Source organism: Mycobacterium sp. IDUB_39, from assembly GCF_055419205.1.
In genome coordinates this window covers 643,267-657,874 of the sequence record NZ_JBVAXF010000003.1, presented here as the reverse complement: position 1 = coordinate 657,874, position 14,608 = coordinate 643,267, and the positions used below count along the sequence as shown (strand labels likewise).

At 64.9% G+C, this 14,608-nt stretch carries 14 protein-coding genes; 4 read left to right on the top strand and 10 right to left on the bottom strand.

All coding sequences use genetic code 11. The features are described 5' to 3' along the window. Window positions 1-6: 6 nt before the first annotated feature. The 7 genes from ACZY0X_RS15105 to ACZY0X_RS15075 form a co-directional block, all read right to left on the bottom strand. Window positions 7-945, bottom strand: coding sequence for a TIM barrel protein (locus tag ACZY0X_RS15105; RefSeq protein WP_463771485.1), 939 nt, complete (start codon window positions 943-945; stop codon window positions 7-9). Next, complete coding sequence (locus tag ACZY0X_RS15100) at window positions 942-1,994, bottom strand: ABC transporter ATP-binding protein (RefSeq protein ID WP_463771484.1); 1,053 nt, start codon at window positions 1,992-1,994, stop codon at window positions 942-944. Before ACZY0X_RS15100 ends, ACZY0X_RS15105 begins: the two co-directional genes overlap by 4 nt. A 25-nt stretch (window positions 1,995-2,019) precedes the next feature. Beyond that, complete coding sequence (locus ACZY0X_RS15095) at window positions 2,020-2,835, bottom strand: carbohydrate ABC transporter permease (protein ID WP_463771482.1); 816 nt, start codon at window positions 2,833-2,835, stop codon at window positions 2,020-2,022. Beyond that, window positions 2,832-3,680, bottom strand: coding sequence for a carbohydrate ABC transporter permease (locus tag ACZY0X_RS15090; protein ID WP_463771480.1), 849 nt, complete (start codon window positions 3,678-3,680; stop codon window positions 2,832-2,834). Before ACZY0X_RS15090 ends, ACZY0X_RS15095 begins: the two co-directional genes overlap by 4 nt. A gap of 81 nt (window positions 3,681-3,761) precedes the next feature. Continuing rightward, the gene (locus ACZY0X_RS15085; RefSeq protein WP_463771479.1) at window positions 3,762-5,057 is read right to left on the bottom strand and encodes an ABC transporter substrate-binding protein; all 1,296 of its coding nucleotides are present in this window, start codon (window positions 5,055-5,057) and stop codon (window positions 3,762-3,764) included. A 45-nt stretch (window positions 5,058-5,102) separates the two neighbouring features. Further along, window positions 5,103-5,876: an SDR family NAD(P)-dependent oxidoreductase gene (locus ACZY0X_RS15080; protein ID WP_463771477.1), complete on the bottom strand. Its 774-nt coding sequence runs from the start codon at window positions 5,874-5,876 to the stop codon at window positions 5,103-5,105. Between the two features lie 49 nt (window positions 5,877-5,925). Then, on the bottom strand, window positions 5,926-6,690 hold the full coding sequence (locus ACZY0X_RS15075; protein ID WP_241399319.1) for a DeoR/GlpR family DNA-binding transcription regulator: 765 nt from the start codon (window positions 6,688-6,690) through the stop codon (window positions 5,926-5,928). A 134-nt stretch (window positions 6,691-6,824) separates the two neighbouring features. On the opposite strand from ACZY0X_RS15075, the gene ACZY0X_RS15070 reads away from it, so the two are divergent. The 4 genes from ACZY0X_RS15070 to ACZY0X_RS15055 all read left to right on the top strand — a co-directional run bounded on the left by ACZY0X_RS15070 (window position 6,825) and on the right by ACZY0X_RS15055 (window position 10,803). Further along, window positions 6,825-7,583: an inositol monophosphatase family protein gene (locus ACZY0X_RS15070; protein WP_463771476.1), complete on the top strand. Its 759-nt coding sequence runs from the start codon at window positions 6,825-6,827 to the stop codon at window positions 7,581-7,583. A 115-nt stretch (window positions 7,584-7,698) separates the two neighbouring features. Next, window positions 7,699-9,189 carry an FGGY-family carbohydrate kinase gene (locus tag ACZY0X_RS15065; protein WP_463771475.1) on the top strand — a complete coding sequence of 497 codons (1,491 nt, stop codon included), beginning with the start codon at window positions 7,699-7,701 and terminating at the stop codon, window positions 9,187-9,189. Window positions 9,190-9,222: 33 nt separating this feature from the next. Continuing rightward, on the top strand, window positions 9,223-9,945 hold the full coding sequence (locus tag ACZY0X_RS15060; protein WP_463771473.1) for a class II aldolase/adducin family protein: 723 nt from the start codon (window positions 9,223-9,225) through the stop codon (window positions 9,943-9,945). 18 nt (window positions 9,946-9,963) lie between these two features. Continuing rightward, complete coding sequence (locus ACZY0X_RS15055) at window positions 9,964-10,803, top strand: BtpA/SgcQ family protein (RefSeq protein WP_463771472.1); 840 nt, start codon at window positions 9,964-9,966, stop codon at window positions 10,801-10,803. A 72-nt stretch (window positions 10,804-10,875) separates the two neighbouring features. Here the strand turns inward: ACZY0X_RS15055 and ACZY0X_RS15050 are convergent, their stop codons facing one another. From ACZY0X_RS15050 to ACZY0X_RS15040, 3 genes are read right to left on the bottom strand one after another with little or no spacing between them, the layout of a single operon-like run. Continuing rightward, on the bottom strand, window positions 10,876-12,147 hold the full coding sequence (locus ACZY0X_RS15050) for an acyl-CoA dehydrogenase family protein (RefSeq protein WP_463771471.1): 1,272 nt from the start codon (window positions 12,145-12,147) through the stop codon (window positions 10,876-10,878). Further along, complete coding sequence (locus ACZY0X_RS15045) at window positions 12,144-13,289, bottom strand: acyl-CoA dehydrogenase family protein (RefSeq protein WP_463771469.1); 1,146 nt, start codon at window positions 13,287-13,289, stop codon at window positions 12,144-12,146. Before ACZY0X_RS15045 ends, ACZY0X_RS15050 begins: the two co-directional genes overlap by 4 nt. A 35-nt stretch (window positions 13,290-13,324) precedes the next feature. Next, entirely contained in the window at window positions 13,325-14,554 is a 1,230-nt protein-coding gene (locus tag ACZY0X_RS15040) for an amidohydrolase family protein (protein ID WP_463771467.1), read from the bottom strand. Window positions 14,555-14,608 lie beyond the last annotated feature (54 nt).

Genomic DNA, 14,608 nt, shown 5'->3' with positions numbered 1-14,608 from the left:
TCCGCCCTACTGCGTTTCACCTGCCATTGCCGTTCGCCAGAAGTCGACACTCTCGCGGACGTCGGCCACCACGTCGCTGTCGCGATGCTCGTGCGCATGGATGATCTCGAAGAACAGCGGAACATCGCCGTGCCAGGACTCCGCGATCGCGCCGAGCACGGCCTTCGCGTCGACGGTCCCGGCGATGTTGGCCGCGGCGGTGAACGGGCCGTGGTGATCGGCACCGCGGGGCGACTGCTGGAGCTGGACCACGGGCGTGGTGCGCCAGGTCTCGGTGACCCAGTTGACCGCGTGCCCGCTGGGAGTGCTTTCGTCGAGCGCCGCTGGATGTCCGAGATCCAGGCATAGCCGCCACGGTACGGCGGTGTCCGCTAGAGCATCTTCGATGGCGTGAGCCTCGCTGATGGAGTGGCCGTATTCGCGTGGTACGGCCAGGTTCTCGAACTGAAGATGGTCCAGCCCGGATGCCTTTGCCGCATCGGCGAGACGCCGCATCTGCGACAGTTCGTCCTCGATGAGCGCCGCGCGCCGGGCCGGGTCGGCGGCCGCGGGCACTGACAGTGCACCAAGGTGTCCGCCGAGTCCGCGGGCGCCGGCCTCGGCCGTCACCTCGATCATGCGCTCGTACCATCCGTATGCCGCGGCGCGGTCGTCTGCGTCGTCGGAGAGCAGCAGCCCGGACGAGTAGACGCCCAGGCCGGTGAAGACGCTGTGGATCTCGATGCCGAACTCCTCGGCGGCCTTCTTGGCGCGCCGCGCATAACCGAGTGCTGCCGCGGTGTCGAAACCGACCGGCAACAGGTCGAGGCTCAGCTGCACGACGTCCAGACCGAGGTCTTCTTTGACGATGCGGGCCCAGTCGTACGGTTCAGGCCACCGCTTGACGGCGAAACAGGTGTTGACACCGAGAATTGGGCGGGCGGGCAGTGCAGCGGTGCTGGTCATTCGATTCGCTTTCCGGATTCGTGGTCGAAGTAGTGCGCGGAGCCAGGGCGGACGGTCAGTGCGACGGGCGCTCCGGGCTCGATGCCGCTCAGACGGCTCACCTCGGCGACGGCCGTCAGTTCGGTTTCGCCGACGCTGATCGTGACGATCGCGCGGGGACCGAGCAGTTCCACGAGGGTCACGGTTGCGTTCGACCCGGCCTGCGGAGTCAGCAGCAGATCGTCGGGCCGCACGCCGAGCACCACCGGCCCGCGAACCGGAGGTGTGGCGTCCAACTCGGCACCGGATTCGGCCCGGAACACCCCGTTCTCGACAGCCCCCGTGATCAGGTTCATCTTCGGGCTGCCGACGAAGGTCGCGACGAACGTGTCGACGGGTTTGGAGTACACGTCGTAGGGTGTGCCAGCTTGAGCGACGCCGCCTGCCCGCATCACCACGATGCGGTCGGACATCGTCATCGCCTCCTCCTGGTCGTGTGTGACGTAGAACGAGGTGATTCCAAGCCTGCGCTGGATGTGCAGCAGTTCGGTGCGTGTCTCGATGCGCAGCTTCGCGTCGAGGTTGCTCAGCGGCTCATCGAACAGGAAGATCGCCGGTGCACGGACGATCGCGCGCGCGATCGCCACGCGTTGTTGCTGTCCGCCGCTGAGATCCTTGGGCCGCCGGCCCAGTAGTTCGCCGAGCCCCACTGACGTGGCGACCTCGGTCGCCTTGCGATGCGCGTCGGCCTTCTTCATCTTCTTGGCGCGCAACGGGAATGCGACGTTACCCAGCACGTCGAGATGGGGATACAGCGCGTAGTTCTGAAACACCATCGCGATATCGCGATCGCGGGTGTCGACGTGGGTGACGTTGCGGTCGCCGATGAAGATGTCGCCCGAGCTGACGCTCTCCAGTCCCGCCAGCATGCGCAGTGACGTCGACTTGCCGCAGCCAGACGGCCCGACCAGGACCGTCATCGAGCCGTCGGGCAGGTCCAGGTTCAGGTTGTCGACGACATGGGTTTGGCCGTATGACTTGCTGACGTTGCGAAAAGTGATGGTGGCCATGAATTCTCTCTGTTTGCTCAGGTTCTCAGAACTTGACGGCTCCGCCGCCCAGACCCTGAATGAGCCGGCGCTGCACGAAGAAGGCGGCGATGATCACGGGGACGACGGAGATGATGATCGCGGCGCTCATGGTGCCGAGGTCGACTCCGCGAAAGGTGTTGAACGACGATATCGCTACCGGAAGTAACTGATTCTTGTTGGGCGCCAGGATCAGTCCGTAGAACATGTCGTTCCATGACAGCGTGAACCCGAAGATGGCTGATGCGCCGAGGCCCGGAAGCACCTGCGGCACCATTACTTTTCGGAAGGCGCCGAATCGGGTCAGCCCGTCGACCAGGGCCTGCTCCTCGAGTGAGGCAGGCACCGATTCCCAGAGCCCGATCATGAACCACGTGACGAACGGCAGCACGAAGCTGATGTGCGCCAGCATCACCGGGATCAAGGTACCGCTCAAGCGCAGTGAGTACGCCATCGTGAGGAACGGGAAAACCAGCACGGCAGGCGGGAGAACCTGGGCGGCGAGCATTCCGAACTTGGTCGCAGAACCACCAGCTCGGTACCGGCTGATCGCGTAGGAGGCCATACAGCCCACCACGATGCTGACGCTCACCGAGATCAGTGCGACCAGCGCGCTGCGGCTGACGGCGCTGACGATGCCGCTGTTGACCACCTGTGACCAGTTGTCGGTGGTGGGGCTGAACAACATCAGGCCCGGGTCGTTGATCTGTGACGGGGACTTGAAGCTGGCCAACGTGATCCAGCCCAGGGGGAGGGCGACGACCAGGACGGCAAGGATCAGCAGCGCAACGCGGCCTGCGTTGAAGGCACGTGGGGAGCTCATGAGGCCACCTTCTCCATCCGGCGGTAGACGATGATGACGATGGCCAGCACCAGCGCCAGCATCATGCAGGCGATCGCGCTCGCCTCGCCGAGCCGGAAGAACTGAATTCCGGTCTGGTACATGAGGTATTGCAGCGTCTCGGTCTGTGTGCCGGGACCGCCGCGGGTCGTCGCGTATACGTACTCGAACACCTTGAGGGCGTCGAGGGCACGCAGCATGATCGCGACGGTCAGCACGGGGGACAGCAGCGGAAGCGTCACGCGGAACAGCGTGTAAATGCTCGACGCACCGTCCACCCTGGCCGCCTCCAGCGGCTGCTTGGGCATCGATTCGAGGCCGGCGAGGATGAGCAGCACCAGGAACGGAGTCCACTGCCACACGTCGATGGCGACGAGCGTGTACAGCGCCACACCGGATCCGAAGAAGTCAATGTCGATGCCAAACATCGAAAGAGTGTGCGGCACTGGGCCGAGCTGGCTGTTGAGCAGGAACCGGAATACCAGCGCGACCGCGATCGGGGTGATGAACATGGGGATCAACAACACCGACCGGGTGAGATCCTTCATCCACCGCTGGCGTTGCAGCGCCAGCGCGATCATGAGCGCGAGCACGAACTCGACTGCGACCGCGATGACGACGTAGATCGAGGTGGTGCCCAGGGAGGACAGGAAGTGGCCGCCCAGCGCTGTCGTGTAGTTGTCGGCGCCCACGAAGCTCGGGGGCTTCTGCGATGTGAGCTTTCGGTCCGTGACGCTCAGGTACAGCGCGTACAACAGCGGGAAGCCGATGGCGATGACGAACACCGCGGCGAACGGCGCCAGCATGCCGTAACGGAAGGTCTTCATGTACGAGTGTCCCTGTGTAGGTGTGTCCTCCGGGGCCGGCGTGAGGGGGGAGGGGTGCGCCGGCCCCGGAGAACCGGGCCGCTACTTGCGACCCGAGATTTCCTCGGCAGCAGTCTGTGCGTCGGCCAGAGCCTGATCGATGCTCTTCGCTCCGATGACTGCTTCGTTGAGCTGGGTTCCGACTTCCTGGATCAGCTGTTCGGCGTTTGCTCCCTGCGCGATTGGCTCGGAGTTCGCGAGGATTTCGTTGAGGGCCGTGAAGTAGCCCTCGCCAAGTCCCTTGCTACGCACCTCGGGATCGTTGACCGCACTCTGGCGGATCGGTGCGCCGCCGGCGATCACGCGCTCCTTCTCGACGTCCTTGGAGGTCACCCAGGAGGTGAACGCCCACGCGGCGTCCGAGTCGCCCGAGTTGGCCGGGATGGCCCACGACCACAGTCCCAGCGAGCTGCGTCCGCCCGGCATCGGGGCCAGTGCGAACTTGCCGCGCAGCGCGCCGTCGTCGGTCTTGTTCAGGCTCGACAGCAGCCAGTTGTAGCCCACGATCGAGGCCGAGCCACCGGTGGACAGTGAGCGAATGGTCTCGTCCTGGGCCCAGTTGGAGCTGTTGGGCGGCGAGTTCTTCTTCAGAGTCTCGATGTAGACCTCGAGTGCGCGATGCGCCTCTGGCGTGTTGATGGTGGGCTTGCCGTCCTTGTCGAACATGTGCCCGCCGGCCGCCAGCAGCCAGTTCGACCACTCTTCGAGGATCTTGTAGCCCCGCTGCGGGCTGTGCGCGATCCCGGCGTGTTCAGGCGTCGTTAGCTTGTCGACTGTGGTGACGAGTTCGTCCAGTGTGGTGGGAACCGCCAGGCCGGTCTGCTGCAGGAGGTCATCTCGGTAGATGTACCCCATGCCGTAGTTGTACATCGGCACGCCATAGGCGACCCCGTCTACCTCGGTGATGTCGCGCATCGACTGGTAGAAGTCGTCGTAGTCGTAGTTCGTTGTCGTGTTGATGCGGTCCTGAAGGGGTTGCAGGAAGCCGGCATCGACGAAGTCGTCCATCCACGGGTTGTCGACCATGATCAGGTCGTAGGTCGGCTGCGGCGACTGGAACGACGCCACCAGCTTGTCGCGCATCGAGTCGTAGGCGAGCTTCTCGATGTCGAGATTGATGTTGGGATAGGCCTTCTTGAAACCGTCGAGCAGGCCTTCGACGACCTCGGTGTCGTGCTCGTCCTCCATGAGGATCCGCACGGTGCCGTTGGTGTCGGACGGGATGTCTCCGGCGCCGGTGCCGCTGTTGCTCTCGCTGGGGCTCGAGCAGCCGGCGAGCGTCAACACCACCGTCCCCAACAGGGCTGAGGCAACGACGCCCCACCTCTTGATCGACATAGCAGATTCCAATCTGTTAGTTGTTGTGTGACGGACCTGACGGCGTCAGTCCATGAACGCGCCGCCGTTGACGGCGAGAGCCTCTCCGGTGATGAACCCGGCGTCGTCGGAGACCAGGAACGCCACGGCCTTGGCGATGTCCTCGGGCAGTTCGAGGCGTCCGAGCGGTGTGGCGGCGATCCACATCTGCTTTACCTCCTCGGGTGTGCATCCGCGCAGCGAGGCCTCCCACTCGAGTTCGCGTTCCTGCATGGGCGTCGCGACGAAGCCGGGACAGATGCTGTTGACCGTGATGCCGTGGGCGGCAAGCTCATGGGCCATGGCCTGGGTCAGGCCGATGACCCCGAACTTCGATGCGACGTAGTCGGCGAGGTAGGGCACGTTGCCCGCCTTACCGGCCATCGACGCGGTGTTGACGATCGCGCCCTTCTTTCCGGTGCGCACCATGGCCCGCGCGGCGGCCTGCCCACAGACGAACACGCCCTTGAGGTTGACCTCGAATGTGCGGTCGACGCGGTCCAGCGGCATGTCCAGAAATGACTGCATGAACGAGATTCCGGCGTTGCTGACCCAGGCGTCGAGCCCGAGCCGGTCGGCGACGTCCTCTGCGACCCGAGCGGCGTCCTCGGGACTCGTGACATCGAGCTTGGCGTGTTCGTGTTCCTGGCCGGTGCTGCGGTCGAGGCTCGCGCAACTGTCCCGGGCCGCGTCGGGGTCCACATCGGTGACCACCACACGCCAGTCGCGCTTGGCCAGTTCGGTCACCATCGCCTTGCCGATACCTGACCCGGCTCCGGTGACTACTACGGTTTTCGTCATTGCCTTCCTCTACTTGGTTGGTGGTGTGCGCGTACACGGCCGGCGATGGTCAACAGAGCACGACCTCGACGCCCTGCTGACGTGCGGCCTCCAGCACGGGATGATCGGAGGGCCCGTCGGTGACGATGGTGTGAGCCGCTGCCAGCGGTGCGATGTTCACCAACTGAACGCGGCCGAGCTTGAGGGAGTCGACCACGAGGATCACCCGGTCCGCCGACTCCATCGCGGTGCGCTTCACGTTGCTTTCCTCGCCGTGATAGTCGGTCAGCCCGCGCTTGGCGTCCACGCCAGCCACGCCCATCACGTAGGTGTCGCAGTTGTAGCGCCGGTAGGTCGCCTCGGCGTCTGCGCCGATGAGGCTCAACTCTCCCGGGCGGAGACGACCGCCGGTCAGGTAGATCGTGGTGTTCGGCTCGTCGACGAGTTCGAGCGCGGCCAGCATGCTCGGTGTGATGACCGTTAGGCCGAGGTCGCGTCCCCGGATGACCCGGGCGACGGCCAGCGCCGTACTGCCGCTGTCGAGGATGACGGTCTCGTGGCGCCCCAGCAGGGTCACCGCGGCTTTGGCGATATGGGCCTTCTCGTGTGCGGCCTGTTCGACGCGGGCCTCGAAGGCCGGTTCCTCGGATTTGCCGTTGAACGAGATCGCGCCGCCGATGACCCGGCGAACCACACCCTGGGACTCCAGCACTTCGATGTCGCGACGGATCGTCATCTCCGACACGTCGAGCATCGTGGCCAGGGTTGCGTAGTCGACTTCACCCTCGGAGATCAGGCGCTGTTGGATGCGCGCTCGCCGCTCCTCGACGTTCATGACTGCGGACCTGATTCAGCCATCAAGGTGTGATCCGTTAACACAAAGAGGCCCCTTAACTGTCCGATAGTGTGCCAAGCCACCGCATCTGTTGTTAATGTCTAACACACACCCGCCGACCGATGGAAGAAGTTATGGCAACGAATTTGGAATCCTTGGACATCGCCGAGCTGTTGGATGTCGCGTTGGCGGCGGCGCGCGCGGGCGCGGCGGTGCTGGAGGACGGGGCACGGGGCGCGCTACGGGTGGACGTCAAGGGCGAACAGGGCAACCTGGTCACCGACGTCGATGTGGCGGCAGAACGTGCCGTGCGTGACGTGCTTCTGGCACGACGACCTGCAGATCAGGTGACCGGTGAGGAGCTTCCCGAGTTCGACGGTGGTGGTGCGCTAGTGCGTTGGTCGATTGATCCGTTGGACGGCACCACGAACTTCACCCGGCGGATTCCCTACTACGCCACGTCGGTGGGTGCCGTCGGCGCCGACGGCACCTGGCTCGTCGGCGCGGTGGTGGCTCCCGCCCTGGACAAGACCTATTTCGGCTCAGTTGGTGGTGGGGCATGGCTGGCCGATTCGGACGGTGTCCGCAGGCTGACCGGCCCGACGGGCGAGACCGGGGCGAGGCTGCTCGGGATGGGCTACTCATACTCGGAGGAGACCCGGGCGTCGCAATTCGCGATGACGGCGGACCTGATGGTGGGTTACACCGATTCGCGGGCGCTGGGGTCGGCTGCGCTGGCGGTGTGCGCGGTTGCCGAAGGTGCACTTGACGGCTATATCGAGACCGATCTGGCGGAATACGACTGGGCCGCCGGGGCCGTCATCGCCGAGCAGGCCGGACTCCGGGTAACTCGACCGACAGCAAACTCTTCGGCGCTCCGCATCGAGACCTGACCCGGAGTGAAAATGTGAATACTCGACAAATCGACTGTGATTAAATAACATTCAAGTCGATCGACGCGGTGGTCGTCGCCATGGGGGCCACCAGGAGCAAGCGGAGGGCAGTGCATTGCCGCGCACGTACTACATCGGGGTGGATGTCGGCTCGACCGGCACCAAGACCGTCATCTTGGAGCGCACCGACGGGATCGTGGCTCAGGCCAATTTCGAATCCCCGATGTTCTCCGAGGGCCCGGCGTATGCCGAGGCGGATGCCGAGGTGTGGCTTCGGAACACCGTCAGCGGTATCAAGCAGGTTCTCGCCGACTCCGGCGTCGACCCCGCCGCGGTGGCTGCCATTGCCACCACGGGGATGGTTCCGGCCGTGGTGTGCCTGGACTCCGAGCTAGTGCCGGTGCGACGGCCGATTCTTCAGAACGACGCCCGTGCGACCGACGAAATTGTGGAACTGTCAGCGGTTCTCGACGGTTCGGACATGCTGACCCGGACGGGTTCGGCCCTCACGCAGCAGTCGGTGGCTCCGACCCTGATGTGGCTGAGTCGGCACGAGCCCGAAGTCTTCTCTCGGACAAAGCATGTCGTTGGCTCTTATGACTACCTGCTGATTGCGCTTGGCGCGCCGGTTCATGTTGAGCAGAACTGGGCGCTGGAATCCGGCCTGTTCACCATCGACGGTGAGCCCTACGACGCGGGAATCGACGCCGCGAAACTGAACCGCGAGCTACTCAGCAATCCGGTGCGACCGGGTACCAAGGTCGGAACCATCTCCGGGAAATTCGCAGCCGAAACCGGTTTGGACCCTCGAACGGCGCTGGTGGTCGGCGGTGCGGACCACGTGCTGTCGGCGTACGCCGCGGGCGTGGACAGTCCGGGCGACTGGCTGATCAAGCTCGGTGGCGCCGGCGACATCCTGACGGCCTGCGACACCCCGGTCGTCGATGAGCGGCTCTACCTCGACGCGCATCCGCGGCCCGGTGTGTGGCTGCCCAACGGGTGCATGGCCACCAGCGGCAGCCTGATCCGCTGGTTCCAAACACTTATCGGCGGCACAGCGCTCGCCGAACTCGATGAGGAGGCCGCCGGTCGCCGCCCCGCGTCACTGCTGTGTCTGCCCTACTTCCTTGGCGAGAAATCGCCGATTCACGACCCGGAACTTCGCGGCGCGTTCGTCGGCCTCGAACTCCAACACACTCGGGCTGACATGTACCGAGCCGTGCTGGAGGCCATAGCCTTCGGATTCCGGCACAACGTCGAGGCGATGACCGGCGCAGGCATCACCCTGAATGCGCAGGCCAGCGTCACCAACGGCGGCAGCAAGTCGACACTGTGGAAACAGATCCACGCCGATGTGCTCAACACCGAGTTACTGCCCGTGCGTGACCATCCCGGAGCGTCGCTCGGTGCGGCGATCCTGGCCGGCGTGGGGGTTGGGGACCTGACCGTCGACGATTCCTCACGCTTCCTGAGCATCGACCCCACGTTCACCCCGGATCCGCAACGAGTGGGCGTCTACGACGAGGCGTACCGGTTGTGGCGGCAGACGGGTGACGCTCTGGCTCCGGTGTCGCATGCGCTGGCTCAACGTCGACCGGTCGGCTGAATCCGCAATCCGATCCCACTGGAAGAGAGGGAAATGCGCATACGAGACGAGTACCGGGTGGCCGTTGTTGACGGTGCCTGGCGCATGGTGGACCTCGGTCTCACCACAGGCTTGGATTCTGGCGACATCTCGGTCTTCGACCGTGAGAACGGGCTGATCTACGCGTTGCCGTCGCCCTCGGCACGGCTGCCGATCAGGACGTGGAAGGACGTCCGGTACGAGGACATCGCGATCGTGGATGAACACGGCAACCTGCAGCCCGAGTCGATGACGGATCCGACTGTAGAACTGCCGATGCACCTGTCGATCTATCGCGCGCGCCCCGAAGTGAACGCCATCGTGCACACCCACGCTGAGGATTCGCAGGTGTTCGCTGCGGTGGAACGCGATATTCCCACGGCCACAATCGATTCCTACACGCGAGCCGGCTTTGGTCCGATTCGCTGCGGCAAGTTCGGCATCGTGGCGTCAGACGAGCTCGGCGACAACATGGTGGCGGCGCTGGGTGCGCAGAGCAAGGCCGCGCTGATGTCGCGGCACGGTGCTGTTGCCCTCGGTGTGGATATCGCGGATGCCCTGTTCACCGCGACCGTCATCGAGAAGGCCGCACGCCAGGCGATGAAGGTGATCGCACTTGGCCACGAACCCGAGCAACTCACCCTTTACCACATTTTCGATCGTGAGACGGCCGGTGACATTGAGGCAGGTCGCGTGCATCTCGACACGCAGACCGTCACCGTCCAGCAACTCGCCTAATCAAGGAGGAACACCAAAATGCAGTGGTTGAACGAGCTGTTCGGCGTCAGCAAGCCCATCATCGCGATGCTGCACCTGGGGGCGCTGCCCGGCGACCCCGCGTACGACACCGCGAGTGGGATGCGCAAGATCGTCGACGACGCCCGTCGCGATCTGGATGCGCTGCAGTCGGGTGGTGTTGACGCAGTCCTGATCTCCAACGAGTTCAGCCTGCCGTACCTCACCAAGACCGAGCCCATCACCGCGATCGCCATGGCGCGGGTGATCGGTGAGATACATGACGACATCCGAGTGCCGTACGGGGCCAACGTCCTCTGGGACGGCATTGCGTCCATCGACCTCGCTTCGGCCACCGGGGCCTCGTTCGTCCGCGAGATCTTCACGGGTGTGTACGCGAGCGATTTCGGTATGTGGGACACCAACGTGGGTGCGGCGGCACGCCACCGGCGGCGCGTGGACGCAACCGGAGTTCGCTTGCTGTTCAATGTGGTTCCCGAGGCGACGGCCTATGTCGCCGACCGCGACCTGGCCTCGATCACCCGGTCGACGGTGTTCAATGCCCGGCCCGACGCGCTGGTGGTCTCCGGGTTGACGGCAGGTGCCCCGACCGACAGCTCGGCGCTGTCGACGGTCAAGGCCAACGCCGGCGACGTCCCGGTTTTCGTGAACACCGGTATGCGCGTCGACACCGCGGAGCAACAGCTCGCGATCGCCGACGGAGCCGTCGTGGGAACAGCTTTCAAGAAGGATGGCATCTTCGAGAACAGTGCGGACCAGAAGCGGGTCGCCGACCTCATGGCCGTGGTCAAGGACTACCGGAGCAGTCTCGCCGCGCAACCGTCCGCTGTAACGGGCTAGGTGTACGGGTCCGGGCCGCTTCGCAACCCTCGCGCACAGCGGGATATGCGAGGCCGCCCGGATCCTCGCGCGCTACCGCTGGCCTGCCCCGCGTTTCACCTGGTTGAACGGCACACCACGGTCGGCTGCGGGCTCTCGCGGGAAGCCCAGGATGCGTTCGCCGATGATGTTGCGCGCGATCTCGTTGGTGCCGCCACCGAGTGAGGCGGCCTGACGCGACAGGTACCGGTCGCCGTAGCTGGACAACCCGGTGCCGTCGTCGACGACACCGCGGCTACCGGAAATGGCCAGCGCGGTGTCCATCTCGAACTGAATGGTCTCGGCGTGCGTGATGCGGATGATCGACCCCGCCGCTGGAGGCAGCGAACCGTCGAGGACGCCGTGGTAGACGTGGTCGACCAGCTGCTCCTGCACGGTGCGGCGCACCAGCGCGCGCCCGGCGTCCGCGCGGACCCGGTTGTCGTCGGTGTGGCCGGTGGCCGCCAGCAGAGAGACGTAGTCGATGGGCTGATCGCTTGAGCCCTCCGGGCCTATACCGCTGGCGAACTCCGAACCACCGCCGACCGCGCGCCGCTCGTGGAACATCTGCCGCGAGGCCACTTCCCAGCCCTTGTTCACCTCACCGACGACGGCGTCGGCGGGGAGCTCGAGGTCGTCGAAGAACTCCTCACAGAACTCATTGCCGCCGTCGACCTGCTTGATCCGGCGCATGGTGATACCGGGGCTGTCGATGGGTACCAGGAACATCGTCAGTCCCTCGTGCTTGGGCACGGTCCAGTCAGTGCGCGCGAGCAGCAGGCCGTAGTCGGCGGCGAAGGCACTGGTGCTCCAGGTCTTGGCGCCGTTGATGATCCACTTGTCATTGCGTCGGTCGGCGCGTGTGATCACACCTGCCAGATCTGATCCGCCACTCGGTTCGCTCAGCAGCTGAACCAGAACCTCGTCACCCCGGATCGCCGCGCCGATGCGGTCGCGCTTCTGTTCCTCGGTTCCGGTGTCGAGGATGGTGGCCGCACAGATGGTGAACGTCGGGGTGTTGAGGATGATCGGAAGCTCATAGCCGCGGGACTCGACGTCGAATGCCCGCTGATAGGCCAGCGGCAGACCCAGCCCGCCGTACTCGCGGGGGAAGCAGATGCCGGCGAAACCGCCTTCGTGGAGCCGCTTCTGGAGTTCGCGAGCACGCTGCCACGGAGCCTCCTCGCCGCGGTCGGCGAACGGAGGGTTCTCCGGGTCGATGCGTGGCATGTGCTCGGCCAGCCAAGTCCGAGCACGAGCGGCGAATTCAGCGACGGACTCAGCGGCCTCGGCGGGCGCGGTGGTGGCTGATGCGGTGTCGGTCATGACGCGGACTCCAACTCCTCGTGCAGCGCGTAGACACGCAGGTTGTGCTCCTCGGGCGTGCCGAACATCGAGCGGTTCAAGGTGACTCGGCGCAAATACAGATGCAGGTCGTGTTCCCACGTCACGCCAATCCCGCCGTGCAGTTGGACGCAGAGTTGCAGCATGGGCGCTGCGTGTTCGCCGATGTAGGACTTGGCGACGCTCACCAGGAACTCCGCGTTGTCGGCACGTGCACCCACCGCGGCTACCGCTGCGCGGGTGGTGGCACGCGTGGCCTCCAGCCAGATCTTCATGTCCGCGTACTTGTGCTTGAGCGCCTGATAGGACGCCAGTGGTCTACCGAACGAGTGCCGGTCCTGTGCCCACTGGACGGTGAAGTCGAAAACCGTCTCGAGGATCCCGAGTACCTCGGCGCACTGCAGAAGCTGCGCGATCTGAGCCTGACGGGTGATCAGGCCCATCGTCTCCTGCGCTGTACCGACGACCGCGTCCGCACCGACCTCGACGCCGTCGAAGGTCACCTTGGCGTGGCGCTTCACCAGGTCGAGGGACTTCTGCACCTCGACGCTCACCCCCGCAGCATCCGCGGGGACCAGGAACTGTCGGAGCGCACCATCAGACTGCGCGGTGACCAGGAAGACGCCGCTCTCGGAGCCGGCCTCGACACGGTCCTTGACTCCGTCGATCCGATATCCGGACTCGGTGCGGGAGGCGGTCACATCGGCCACCAGCGGTGCCCAGGCCCGCCTGGGTTCGTAGACCGCCCAGGACGCGACGAACTCACCGGACACCAGGGATTCGATGGTGGCCGAATGGGTTTGCGCATTGCTCGCATCGGCCAGGCCGGCGAGCACAGTGCTCACCGGATGCAGCGGACCCTGCGCCACGGTCCGGCCGACCAGTTCCGCGACAAGCGCGAGATCGGCCACGCCGTCACCGGAGACGCTGCCACCCCCGAGCTCCTCGGGGACGAGCAGGCTGGCCCAGCCGAGTTCGGCTGCCTTAAGCCACCACTCGGCATCGAATGACGCGCCGTCTGCGTGCAGCGCGCGTACGTGAGACAGCGAGGCGCTCGACTGCAGGAACTCCTGAGCCGTTGACGCGAAGAGCAGTTGTTCCGGCGAGTCGGCCGTGGCGGTCATTCGATTGGTCCAGCCTCTTCAGGGTTGGGATGTGATCAGTTCAGGACGAGCGCGGGCACGTCGGGCTTGTGCACGATCTTGTTCGGCACCTTGAACAGGTCGATCATGTTTGCGCCCATGACCTTTCGGACGCCCTCCTCGTCGAGACCGTGCGCCTCGAGGTCATCGACCAGGTTGATCGGGTCGGCCAGGCCCTCGGGGTGCGGCCAGTCCGAACCGAAGATGACGCGGTCGATACCGCACAGATCGGCCATCTGCTTGAAGTCGTCCTCCCAGAACGGCGCGACGTACACGCAGCGCTTGAACGCCTGGATCGGGTCCTCGGGGAACGAGTCCGGCATCTTCGAGTAGACGTCCTTGAACTGATAGTGCAGGTAAGGCACCCAGGAGGCGCCGTTCTCGACGGACAGGATGCGCAGATCCGGATTGCGGGTCAGCGCGCCGTGGCAGACCAGCGCGGCCATGGTGTCCTCGATGGGACGCTTGCCCATCGCGACCATCCGGAACGAGGTGGGGGAGAACGGCTTGAACTCTGTGGCCGGTTCCCAGTCGTTGAGGTAGTTGGAGTACCCGCTGTCCGAGGCGTGCATCGACACGGGAATGCCGGCCTTGACGCAGGCGTCCCAGAATGGGTCGAACTCCTCGACCCCCATGGAGCGGCTGCCGCGGTAACCGGGCACCGGCGCCGGCCGGATCAGGACGGTCTTGGCGCCGCGTTCCAGGCACCACTCCAGTTCTTCCAGGGCGCGATCGACATTGCCCAGATTGATGACTGGGGTGGAGAAGATGCGGTCCTCGTAGTTGAACTGCCAGGTCTCATACATCCACTCGTTGAGGGCGTGCACGATGTCGAGGATCAGGTCCGGGTCATCCTTGAGCCGCTCCTCGACCAGGCTGGCCAGCGTCGGGAACATCAGGGTGTAGTCCAGGCCGAGGCTGTCGAGAACCTCAAGGCGGGCCTCGGGATTGCGGAAGGCGGGTATGGCCTTCATCGGCTTGCCCATCACCTCGCGGTAGGACTTGCCGCCGCTGCCGTGCCGGAAGTAGTCCTCCTGCGCGCCGGGCCGGGCGACGACCTCGAACGTCGGGTTCGGGATGTAGTCGCTGACCACATTGCGGACCATGATCTTGGTCCGGCCGCGGACGTCGATGTAGTCGATGACGCCCTTGCGGTGATCCGGCAGGAACTGGGTCAGGGCTTCCTTGGGCTCATAGAAGTGGTTATCGGCGTCGAAAACCGGATAGGACAGTTCACGTGATGGCATATCCGCCTCCTGGAAGTCTCATTATCGCTACTGGTAATGACGTTACCACGGCTG

Bases quoted from the DNA above. Each gene is read 5' to 3' on its own strand.
- ACZY0X_RS15105 (WP_463771485.1), bottom strand. From the start codon at position 945: ATGACCAGCACCGCTGCACTGCCCGCCCGCCCAATTCTCGGTGTCAAC.
- ACZY0X_RS15100 (WP_463771484.1), bottom strand. From the start codon at position 1,994: ATGGCCACCATCACTTTTCGCAACGTCAGCAAGTCATACGGCCAAACC.
- ACZY0X_RS15095 (WP_463771482.1), bottom strand. From the start codon at position 2,835: ATGAGCTCCCCACGTGCCTTCAACGCAGGCCGCGTTGCGCTGCTGATC.
- ACZY0X_RS15090 (WP_463771480.1), bottom strand. From the start codon at position 3,680: ATGAAGACCTTCCGTTACGGCATGCTGGCGCCGTTCGCCGCGGTGTTC.
- ACZY0X_RS15085 (WP_463771479.1), bottom strand. From the start codon at position 5,057: ATGTCGATCAAGAGGTGGGGCGTCGTTGCCTCAGCCCTGTTGGGGACG.
- ACZY0X_RS15080 (WP_463771477.1), bottom strand. From the start codon at position 5,876: ATGACGAAAACCGTAGTAGTCACCGGAGCCGGGTCAGGTATCGGCAAG.
- ACZY0X_RS15075 (WP_241399319.1), bottom strand. From the start codon at position 6,690: ATGAACGTCGAGGAGCGGCGAGCGCGCATCCAACAGCGCCTGATCTCC.
- ACZY0X_RS15070 (WP_463771476.1), top strand. From the start codon at position 6,825: ATGGCAACGAATTTGGAATCCTTGGACATCGCCGAGCTGTTGGATGTC.
- ACZY0X_RS15060 (WP_463771473.1), top strand. From the start codon at position 9,223: ATGCGCATACGAGACGAGTACCGGGTGGCCGTTGTTGACGGTGCCTGG.
- ACZY0X_RS15055 (WP_463771472.1), top strand. From the start codon at position 9,964: ATGCAGTGGTTGAACGAGCTGTTCGGCGTCAGCAAGCCCATCATCGCG.
- ACZY0X_RS15050 (WP_463771471.1), bottom strand. From the start codon at position 12,147: ATGACCGACACCGCATCAGCCACCACCGCGCCCGCCGAGGCCGCTGAG.
- ACZY0X_RS15045 (WP_463771469.1), bottom strand. From the start codon at position 13,289: ATGACCGCCACGGCCGACTCGCCGGAACAACTGCTCTTCGCGTCAACG.
- ACZY0X_RS15040 (WP_463771467.1), bottom strand. From the start codon at position 14,554: ATGCCATCACGTGAACTGTCCTATCCGGTTTTCGACGCCGATAACCAC.